The organism is Aldersonia kunmingensis, from assembly GCF_001646865.1.
GTDB lineage: Bacteria > Actinomycetota > Actinomycetes > Mycobacteriales > Mycobacteriaceae > Aldersonia > Aldersonia kunmingensis.
Genome location: NZ_LRRB01000009.1, coordinates 1 through 10,420, shown reverse-complemented (window position 1 = coordinate 10,420; position 10,420 = coordinate 1). Strand labels below are relative to the sequence as shown.

The window sequence follows — 10,420 nt, the reverse complement described above, 5'->3', positions numbered from 1 at the left end:
CCACTCGACCCCGCCGCAGCACAGCTGGATCCTGGTGCGGCGAGGGAGAAAGCCGCGGGTTAGCGGAGTATCAGTCAACGAGGGGCCGATTGGCGTATGCCGGTCGGCCCTTCTGTTGTGGGTTCGACGCGATTGTGCAGCTATTGAGTAGCGTGCCCGTCAACAGGCCGCGAACCCAGTTCAGCTGCGACGGAGGATGGCAGGTCGGCCAAGTCGACTCCACCGTTTGCGTGAGTCCTGCGCCACACGTGGTCGATCAGCCGCTTCCCAAGCGAACCGTCCGTACGAACCTGCGGTCCCCAAATCTTGACTTCAACGATCACGCCACCGATCGATCGCGCAGTGACGTGTGTAGGCCGAAAAGTGCTGGCCCACGGTTCACCGTTTACGCCGCATCGCATGTCGGGTAATTCTCCGGCTACGAGGTCGAAGCGCATTGATCCATCCTGAGTAGCTAAGTGTTGCAAGGTATTTCCCTGATTATCCGGGTGGGAGGCTCGCGGCGCGCGTTTCGGTTGCTGCGCCTGCGCCCGCTCTATTCGCCGGTAATCGGACCCAGCGTTGGCGGCCCGCGTCTGAATGCGCAGGTCGATAGTCATCGGACTGTGGTCGCTATGGGCGAGCCATTCGGAGTGTGCGCCGACATCGACTCGGTCGATCGCATCCGGACGTGACACGAATGTGTAGTCAATGTGGTACGGCTTGTCGCTGTTCCTCGTCCACCACAGAGTCGCGTCAGCCTCGTTCCCGCGCTCACTTCCACGCTGCAAGTGGTAGGCGCTGGCGAAGCCTCGGGACTCCAACTCGTCCATGAAGTCACCGAATTTGGCCCGCTTGGTCGGCTTGTCCCAGTTCACCGAGTTGTTGAAGTCACCGCTGATCAAGACTAGGTCCGCATCGCCCGACAGGAACTCTTCGTAATGCGCGATAGATGCGCGGCAGGATCCGAAGTCCAGCGCGGACTGGTACCCGCTGCCGCGGTGGTTCATATCCCACACTGCAAGCATCCGAATGTGCGCCGGCCCGGTGACATGGACCGGCATGACCCACTGGTATCCGGGGTCATAACTGCCATCGATTCTCAATTGCCAGTCCCCGAACGCAGCGACGGATAGGCCCTTGTTCGGGTTGCCGCCGATCCACGCCACAGAGGTCGCGCCGATCGCTTCCAGAGCCGACTTGGTTTGGGCGCTGGAGGACGACTCGGGCAACACCGCGATCGTCGGTTCGAGGGCGGCCAATAGGTGGGTCTTGCGGTGCAGCGCCATTGCGACGTTCCATTCGACCAGTCGCACCGAGGTCGTTGAGCCAAACACGTGGTTGAGGATGCCATCCCCCTCCGACAAGTTGGCGGAAGGTTCTCGACTGTGCGCACGTCCAGGGCCATTCAGCAGTTCGGGCCAAATGATTCCGATGGATCGGCCAGAAGCCGCGCTCCGAGCCACGTCGTCAGCGTTCCCCCACCGGCGAGCGGCAAACGAGCGCTGTGCAACCCATCAACACACGCCGGGCGCGCGTCGGGATAGGCGAGTTCGCTCGACATCGCCCGCGGCGCAACGAGCACATCGTCGATCGCCGATCCCGCACCGAGTTCCACTGCATGCCGCAGCAGCGGGCGACCGGCGACGTCGGCAACGAGGGTGCCCGTGAACGCTCCCCCGGTTTCGCCGTCTCGTCCCATTTGCGTTCGCTCGCGCAGTCGTAGGTGTGATCCGTCGCCGAGCACGACCTCGGTGCGGGCGGAATGCTCGGACCCGCCGGCGACGATCAGCGGCTCGGGGTCGAATTCAAGGCAGCCGCCCTCGCCTACCTCGAACACCCAGCGCGATGTCGAGTGCACCTCACTGCGGCCCGGCAGTGCCAGAGTGGCCGCGACCGAACGGACCTGTAACTGTGCGCCGGCGCGAACCTCGATCAGGATCTCGAGGTGATCGCCGCCGAGCGGCGTTGCGGCCGTGCCGATCAGGTGCAGCCGGCCCGGCCCGGTCTCGCGCGCGTCGAGGCCGCCACGGGCGATCACCCGCGGTCGACGCCCCGCCTCCGCGACGATGCGGAGCTCAGTTCGCAACTGGCGCTTTCAACTGCTCGCGCACCCATTCGAGCACCGGGCCTGCGGTCGGATCGGCAGTGAGCGAGATGAGCGCGGTCGGGCGTCCGTCGCGGACTTTCTCTGCGTCGCGTTCCATCACACCGAGGTCGGCGCCGACGAGCGGTGCGAGGTCGGTCTTGTTGACCACCAAGAGATCCGAGAACGTCACACCCGGTCCACCCTTGCGTGGCACCTTATCGCCGCCCGCGACATCGACGACGAAGATCTGGACATCGATAAGCCCCGACGAAAAGGTGGCCGTGAGATTGTCGCCGCCGGACTCGACGAGGATCAGATCCAGCGGTGGGTTCTGCTCGATCAGGTCATCGATCGCGTCGAGGTTCGCCGTGATGTCGTCCCGGATCGCGGTGTGCGGGCAGCCACCGGTCTGCACGGCAGCGATCCGCTCGTCCGGCAGCACCGCATGGCGGCGCAGGAAATCTGCGTCCTCGGTGGTGTAGATGTCGTTGGTCAGGACCGCCAGTGACAGCTCGTCTCGCAACTGCCGACACAGTGCCGCCACGAGCGCGGTCTTGCCAGAGCCGACGGGCCCACCCACACCGATACGCAACGGCTCCCCGTCCCGCCGGACCCGGCGGGGACGGTCGTGGACGTGGCTGTGTGGTTCGCCGTCGATCAGATGCGGTGGCATGGCTAATCCCTTCTCACGAAACGAACAGCGGGCGATCCCGCTCGATATGCCGCTGAGCGAGGACGTCGAGCAGCGGGTCGGACAGGTCGGCCAGGCCCGTCGCGGCTAGGGCCGCGATCTCGTCGCACAGCGGCGCGAGCCGCACTGTGGCGGCGGTGACGTCGGCCGGGTCGAGAGCGAGCAGGCGCTGGGCGGCGGTCGCCGACCCGGTCATGGTCGCGTAGACGAGCACCGCGGCGGTCTCCTCCGGGGTGGCGTCACAGCAGCCGCCCACAGCGCCGGTAACAACCGGCAGGTGCGGCCGCCGACCGAACGGCGACCAATCCTGTTGTGGCCAGACATGTTTCGCCAGCCTTAGCAGGCCGCGACCCTGTGCGCGCGAGGCCTCCCGCGCTGCGGGTGACGGCGTCCGCGCGTCCGTCTCGTCGTCTGCAGCGACCTGATCGAGGGCGCCCGCGCATACCGCTGCGGCAATCGAGGCACCAACGAGTCCGGTGGTGCGGATGCGGCGCCGCAGGAACGCCTCGACGCCAGCCAGGTCGCGCACCAGGCCCGAGGCGATGGCCTCCTCCACGCCGCCGGAGTGGACGTGCCCGCCGGCGGGGAGCCTCGAGTCGGCGAGCACGAACAGCGTGGACAGCTTCACGGCACGGCCTCAGAACAGGAAATAGCGTTGGGCCATGGGCAGTTCCGTCGCAGGCTGCTCCTGCCACACCTCGCCATCGATGCGGACGGTGAACGTGTCCGGCTCGACCTCGATACGCGGCTGGGCATCGTTGAGCGGCATGTCCGCCTTGCCGCGCGCCCTGACGTTGCGCACTGGCACGAGTTTTCGCTCCACGTTCACTCGGTCGGCGAGACCATCCTCGATTGCCTGCTCGGACACGAAATGGACCGAGGTTGCCGCGGCAACCGGCGGTGCTGCCCCGAACATCGGCCGTGGCAGCACCGGCTGTGGCGTCGGAATGGAGGCGTTCGCGTCGCCCATGGCGGCCCACGCGATCGCACCGCCCTTGATCACCGCATGCGGGCGAACTCCGAAAAACGCAGGCTCCCACAGCACTAGGTCGGCGAGCTTGCCCACCTCCACCGAACCCACCTCACCCTCGAGACCGTGGGCGACGGCGGGGCAGATCGTGTACTTGGCGATGTAGCGGCGCACGCGGTTGTTATCGGCCGGACCATCGCCCTGAAGTGCGCCGCGGCGGCGCTTCATCACGTGTGCGGTCTGCCAGGTCCGCATGACCACCTCGCCGATCCGGCCCATTGCCTGTGAGTCGCTGCCGATCATGGAGATCGCACCGAGGTCGTGCAACAGATCCTCCGCGGCGATGGTGGACGGACGAATCCGGCTCTCCGCGAACGCCAGATCCTCCGGGATGGACGAACTGAGGTGGTGGCAGACCATGAGCATGTCGAGATGCTCGGCGAGGGTGTTGACGGTGTGCGGCCTCGTCGGATTGGTCGAGGACGGCAGGACATTCGCGTATGCCGCAACAGTGATGATGTCGGGCGCGTGACCGCCGCCAGCACCCTCGGTGTGATAGGCGTGGATGCCCCTGCCCGCAATGGCGGCGAGCGTGTCTTCGACGAAGCCCCCCTCGTTGAGCGTGTCCGAGTGCAGCGCCACCTGAACGCCCGTGGCATCCGCGACGGTGAGGCACGCGTCGATCGCGGCCGGGGTCGATCCCCAGTCCTCGTGCAGCTTGAATCCGGACGCACCGCCGCGTAGTTGCTCCCACATACTTTCGGCGCTAACGGTGTTGCCCTTGCCGAGTAGCACGATGTTGCAGGGCCAGTGATCGGTGGCTTCGAACATTCGCGCGAGATGCCATGCGCCGGGCGTCACCGTGGTGGCTTTGCTGCCCTCGGCGGGACCGGTCCCGCCGCCGATCAACGTGGTGATCCCGGCACCGAGCGCCTCTTCCATCAGCTGTGGGCAGATGAAGTGGACGTGGCAGTCGATCGCGCCCGCGGTGAGGATGCGCCCGTTGCCGGAGATGATCTCGGTGCCCGGTCCGACGACGAGGCCGGGATGGACGCCGGTCATGGTGTCGGGGTTTCCGGCCTTGCCAAGCGCGACGATCCGGCCGTCGCGAATCCCCACATCCGCCTTGATGATTCCCCAGTGGTCGATCACCACGACGCCGGTGATGACGGTGTCGGGCGTGCCCTCGGCCCGGGTGGCGCGCGCCTGCCCCATTGATTCGCGCAGCACTTTCCCACCGCCGAACACTGCCTCATCACCGGCGAAACCCGGTCCGCCGCAGCGGTCCTCCGTGATCTCGATGAACAGGTCGGTGTCCGCGAGGCGGACCCGATCGCCGGTGGTCGGCCCGTAAAGCTCGGCGTAGCGAGCGCGGCTTAGCCAGGTCACGACGCACCTACTTCCCCATCGAGGCGGCCGGGCGGCTGCAGGCTCAGGCCGTGCACCTCCCGGGTCCCGCCGAGCGGCACCAGCGAAACCCGATGCCCAAGACCCGGTTCAAATCGAACCGCGGTGCCGGCCGGGATGTCGAGTCGCATGCCGTGCGCGGCGACACGGTCGAACCGCAGTGCGGCGTTCGCCTGCGGGAAGTGGACGTGGCTGCCGACCTGCACAGGACGGTCCCCGGTGTTGACGACCTCGAGGGTAATCCGGGGCGCACCCGGATTGATCTCGATATCGCCCTCTGCACAACGATATTCGCCGGGAATCATCGCGCTCAGCCGATCGGGTTGTGCACGGTCACGAGCTTCGTGCCGTCCGGGAATGTCGCCTCGACCTGCACGTCGTGCAGCATTTCCGGGACGCCCTCCATCACATCCGCGCGATGGAGCACTTCACGACCCGACGCCATGAGTTCGGCGACGGTTCGGCCGTCACGCGCCCCCTCGAGGACGTGATCGGTGATGAGCGCAACGGCCTCGGGATGGTTGAGGACCAGTCCGCGCGCCTGCCGCCGGCGGGCGAGTTCTGCTGCGTAGCTGAGCAGCAGCCGCTCCTGTTCGTGCGGCGTCAGTCGCATCCGTCCTCCTCGCTGCGCGACCGCGGACACCGGGTCCGCGGTCGGGCAATTCTGACACGCGAGGAGTGTGCCGTCAGCGCCAAATATTTCGCCGCAGCGGCTCAGGTCTCGGAGTTGGTCACCTCTGCATGGCCACACCCCAGGGTGGCTCGAGCCGACCCCCCGGGTTAGCGGGGAGATACCCAGGAGTGCTATCGGCGCAGGTGGGGAGAACAGATAGTCGTAGTCATCCCCTACGACGATCTCCCTCTACGAAGGATCTACGAGATGCAGCCCAGTTACGTTCACCACGTCAGGCAGCAAGTGTCCGTCTACGGAGATACCCGCTCCTACACCTACCTCCGTGAGGCAGGGCGCGAACTCGCGGAGGAGATCGTCACCTACCGCGAACTCGATCGCGACGCCAGAGCCATCGCCGCGTGGCTGGCCGACCGCCCGGAATCGGCGGAGCCAGTTGTCCTGCTCTACCTCGACGGGATGGCCTTTCTGCGGGCCTTCCTCGGCTGCCTATACGCCGGTGTCGTCGCCGTTCCCGCGCCGTTGCCCCACGATGAACGCAGCACCCAGCGAGTGGCGGGCATAATCGCCGATTCCGGCTCCCGCCTGGTGCTGACGACCAACGATTTCCAGCCGATGGTCGCCGCCGCGACCACCGCAACCGTTGCGGCAACCGACGAAGACTTGGGCGACCCCGATGCGTGGCGGATGCCCGATATCGACACCGGGACCATCGCGTTCCTGCAGTACACCTCGGGTTCGACGGGCACACCGAAGGGTGTCGTCGTCACGCACGGCAACCTCCTGCACAACGAAGCCGCGATCAGCGCTGTCGGATTCGACGACAAGACGACCGGCGTCACCTGGATCCCGCAATTCCACGACATGGGCCTGATCGGCTCACTGCTCCTCACGATCTACGCCGGCGCGAACCTGGTGTTCATGTCACCCACGACCTTCCTCAAGCGCCCGGTGCGGTGGCTCCATGCGATCGACAAATACCGCGCGACCTGCACCTGCGCACCGAACTTCGCCTACGAACTGATCGCGAAGCGAATCACCGACGAACAACTGGCCGATCTCGACCTCTCCACCCTCGAAATAGCCATGTGCGGCGCCGAACCGGTCCGCGAGCGCACCATCACCGCGGTGCGCGAACGGTTCGCATCCGCAGGGTGGCGTCCCACGGCCCTCCTGCCCGCCTACGGCCTGGCCGAGGTAACACTGCTCGCCACCGCGGGACCGGTCGACGCCGCACCCGTCATCACCGACCACGGCCCCGACCGCACGCTCGTCGGTTGCGGGCAAGCCGGTCGCGGACTCGACGTCCGCATCGTCGACCCGCATACCGAACAGCAGGTACCGGAGGACACCGTCGGCGAGATCTGGATTCGCGGCGACAGCGTCGCGGCCGGCTACTGGAACCGGCCGGCGGAGACCAGACAGACCTTCGATGCCCACCTCGGCGACGAAGGACCGTTCCTCCGCACCGGCGATCTCGGGTTGCTGCGGGGCGGCGAACTGTTCGTCACCGGCAGGCGTAAGGATCTGCTGATCATCAACGCCCGCAACATCTACCCCCAAGACATCGAGGAACTGGTGGAGGACCTCCACCCCGCTCTCACCACCGGTGTAGCGGTATCGGTCGATGCCGGTGGACGCGAACGCCTGATCCTGGTCCAGGGCGTCAAAACTGCGTTGCTGCGCGGCACCACGCCGGCCGAACTGACCTCGACCATCAAGCTCGCGGTCGCCCGCGGCTTCGACGTCCCCGCACCGAACGTTGTCCTGGTCGAAAGCCGAGCAGTGCACCGCACCACCAGCGGCAAGGTCCAGCGCAACTCGATGCGTACGGCGTTCCTGGAGCACAGCATCGGAGCCGTTCTCCACGAAGACCTCGAGCCGGCCCTGAGCCGAACCCTCACCGTCTGACCGACCGCCCGCACCGAGAGGAGTCGACCCCATGTTCGCCACCATCGTCACCCCATCGACGACGATCCAGGATTGGCTCGTCACACGCATCGCGGACTACACCGAACGCACACCGCACCAACTCGACCCGACCGTCCCACTCGCCGAGCTCGGCATCGACTCCGTCTCCGCGGTGACCCTGTGCGGCGAGATCGAGGACAGGTGGATGATCGATATCGACCCGACACTGGTCTTCGAATATCCCACCATCGCCGCCATCTCGGCCTTCATCGCCGCCGAAACCGCCCAGCCGGCATGACCCCTATCGCCGTAGTCGGCATCGATTGCCGATTCCCACAAGCCAATGACCCCGCGGCACTGTGGCAACTGCTGATCGACGGTCGTGACGTCATCACCGAAGTCCCGGCGAATCGCTGGAACGTAGACGATTTCCACGACCCGGCCGGCGCGCCGGGCACGATCAACACCCGCAGTGGCGGCTTCCTCGATGACGCGGACGCCTTCGATCACGACTTCTTCGGCATCACTCCGTCCGAAGCCGAAGCGATGGACCCGCAACAACGACTCCTCCTCCAGGCCACCTGGCGGGCCTTCGAGGACGCCACACTCGACCCACGCACCCAGGCAGGTTCACGAACCGGGGCATACATCGGCGTGATGGCCAATGAATGGGCCAACTTGCAGATGAGCGACTACGCCGCCATCACACCGCAACACGGATCCGGCAACGGCTACTTCATGACCGCCAACCGGCTGTCCTACCAGTTCGACTTCAAGGGCCCCAGCATGGCGGTCGATACCGCCTGCTCCTCCTCGCTGGTCGCGGTCCACCTCGCCTGCAGCGCCTTGGCCGCAGGCGACTGCGACCAGGCGGTCGCCGGCGGAGTGAACCTCGTCCTCACCCCCGCCGTCGGCGTCTTCTACACCCAGGCCGGTCTGTCCGCCCCCGATGCCCGGTGTAAACCGTTCAGCGGCAACGCCGACGGGATCGTGCGCGGCGAAGGCGTCGCCGTGCTCGTGCTGCGCCGCCTCGCCGATGCACAGGCAGAGGGCCTGCCGATCTATGCGTTGATCACCGGCAGCGCAGTCAACTCCGATGGCAGGTCCAACGGAATCACCGCACCGAACCGGTGGGCACAACAGGACGTCATCGGCGAGGCGTACCGGCGCGCCGGTGTCCGGCCCGAAGAGGTGGACTTCATCGAGACACACGGCACCGGAACCGTGCTCGGCGACATGATCGAAGTCAAGGCGCTCGGCAAGCTCCACGCGAACAACCGGACGCAGCCCTGCGGAATCGGTTCCATCAAAGGCAATCTCGGCCACACCGAGGGAGCCGCGGGCGTCGCTGGACTCATCAAAGCGGCGCTGAGCCTGCACCACGGCATCGTGCCGTCCTCGAGGTACGCCGACCAGGAGAATCCCCGCCTGCAGCTGGCGCAGCACGGTCTGCGCCTGCTCGCCGAACCCATGCCCCTGGATGGGCCCGCGCACTGCGGTGTCAGCAGCTTCGGCATCGGCGGCACAAACGTGCACATGGTGCTTGCGAGTGCCCCGGCAACCTCGCGTGCCGCGGCAACGGGCGGCGGCATACTCACCCTGTCCTCGGACAACGAAGAAGGATTGCGGCGCAACGCAACCCGACTGGTCGAGGCGCTCGAGTCGGCCGGTGGCGACCAGTTCGCCCAGCTCTGCTGGACGAGCAACCAGGTGAAATCGTCAGGCCGTAGTCGACTCGCCGTCGTCGCCCGCGATCGCGAGGAAGCGATCAACCGGCTACGGGCAGGCGCGCAATCCGGTATCGCACAACCGATCAGCGCCGGCTGGCTTTTCACCGGCCAGGGCGCACAGTTCCCCGGTATGGGACGGGCCCTCCACGCCGCGAGCCCTGGGTTCCGACGCGCCGTCGACCTGGTTGATGACGCAATGACCGCCCACCTCGGCCGTTCTGTCCGCGACCTTCTGCTGGACGAGCACGCCGACATCGACCGCACCGAACTTGCTCAACCCGCGATCTTCGCGATGGAATACGCGCTGGCGAAGACCCTGGCAGACACCGGCGTCCGCCCCGCGTGGCTGATCGGGCACAGCATCGGCGAGTTCGCGGCCGCCGCAGTCTCGGGAGTGATCGACCTCGACACCGCATGCACACTGGTCGTCGCGCGCGGCCGACTGATGCAACGCCTGCCCGAAGGCGGCTCGATGCTCGCCGTGCGAGCCGCCACTACGCAGATCGCCGGACTGCTGACCGACGAACCCGCGGTCGCTATCGCGGCCGTCAACAGCCCAGCAGACCTGGTGCTATCCGGCGACACCGCGGCGATTGCGCGCATCCATGCCGCACTGCGAAACCGATCGGTGGTCGCCAAAGAGCTCACCGTCTCGCACGCGTTCCACAGCCCGTTGATGGAACCGATGCTGGCAGAGTTCGCGGCCCTCGCTCACACCTGCACGTACCGTGCCCCTGGCCTGCCGATCTACTCGACCGTCCGTGGCCGCCTGCTCGGTCCAGACGAGACGATGGACGCCGACTACTGGACCGAACACGTCCGTGCCACTGTGCTTTTCGGCGATGCCCTCGACGCCGCACGCAGCACCGACCCGACCCACGTTGTCGAGATCGGCCCCCGCCGCGTGCTCTCCGCACAGGTCGGCCGACTGAACGCCGCACTCGGTGAGCACACGCTGGTGCCGAGCCCGGGTCCGGGTGCGACCGGCGACGAACTCGCCACCACTGTCGCG

The 10,420-nt window shown here is 66.6% G+C and carries 10 protein-coding genes; 3 read left to right on the top strand and 7 right to left on the bottom strand.

Features of this window, described 5'->3' with window-relative positions:
• Positions 1 to 140: 140 nt before the first annotated feature.
• The 7 genes from A8G08_RS01080 to A8G08_RS01050 form a co-directional block, all read right to left on the bottom strand.
• Entirely contained in the window at positions 141 to 1,268 is a 1,128-nt protein-coding gene (locus A8G08_RS01080; RefSeq protein ID WP_068269120.1) for an exonuclease/endonuclease/phosphatase family protein, read from the bottom strand.
• A gap of 119 nt (positions 1,269 to 1,387) precedes the next feature.
• Positions 1,388 to 2,068 (bottom strand): urease accessory protein UreD, encoded by a 681-nt coding sequence (locus A8G08_RS01075; protein WP_068269117.1) that lies wholly within the window; start codon positions 2,066 to 2,068, stop codon positions 1,388 to 1,390.
• Positions 2,058 to 2,741, bottom strand: a complete 684-nt coding sequence (gene ureG / locus A8G08_RS01070; RefSeq protein ID WP_068269114.1) for an urease accessory protein UreG — start codon at positions 2,739 to 2,741, stop codon at positions 2,058 to 2,060. The genes A8G08_RS01075 and ureG overlap by 11 nt, the downstream gene beginning before the upstream one ends.
• Positions 2,742 to 2,754: 13 nt before the next feature.
• Entirely contained in the window at positions 2,755 to 3,387 is a 633-nt protein-coding gene (locus A8G08_RS01065) for an urease accessory protein UreF (protein ID WP_068269111.1), read from the bottom strand.
• A gap of 9 nt (positions 3,388 to 3,396) precedes the next feature.
• On the bottom strand, positions 3,397 to 5,118 hold the full coding sequence (locus A8G08_RS01060) for an urease subunit alpha (RefSeq protein ID WP_068269109.1): 1,722 nt from the start codon (positions 5,116 to 5,118) through the stop codon (positions 3,397 to 3,399).
• A complete protein-coding gene (locus A8G08_RS01055; protein ID WP_068269107.1) occupies positions 5,115 to 5,441 on the bottom strand; it encodes an urease subunit beta in 327 nt (108 codons plus the stop codon). The genes A8G08_RS01060 and A8G08_RS01055 overlap by 4 nt, the downstream gene beginning before the upstream one ends.
• Before the next feature lie 5 nt (positions 5,442 to 5,446).
• The gene (locus A8G08_RS01050) at positions 5,447 to 5,749 is read right to left on the bottom strand and encodes an urease subunit gamma (protein WP_068269104.1); all 303 of its coding nucleotides are present in this window, start codon (positions 5,747 to 5,749) and stop codon (positions 5,447 to 5,449) included.
• A gap of 267 nt (positions 5,750 to 6,016) precedes the next feature.
• Between A8G08_RS01050 and A8G08_RS01045 the strand changes: the two genes are divergently transcribed.
• The 3 genes from A8G08_RS01045 to A8G08_RS01035 all read left to right on the top strand — a co-directional run.
• Positions 6,017 to 7,678: a fatty acyl-AMP ligase gene (locus A8G08_RS01045; RefSeq protein WP_068269101.1), complete on the top strand. Its 1,662-nt coding sequence runs from the start codon at positions 6,017 to 6,019 to the stop codon at positions 7,676 to 7,678.
• 31 nt (positions 7,679 to 7,709) lie between these two features.
• A complete protein-coding gene (locus tag A8G08_RS01040) occupies positions 7,710 to 7,976 on the top strand; it encodes an acyl carrier protein (protein WP_068269098.1) in 267 nt (88 codons plus the stop codon).
• On the top strand, positions 7,973 to 10,420 hold a 2,448-nt coding region (locus tag A8G08_RS01035), incomplete at its 3' end, for a type I polyketide synthase (protein WP_157108349.1). The genes A8G08_RS01040 and A8G08_RS01035, both read left to right, overlap by 4 nt.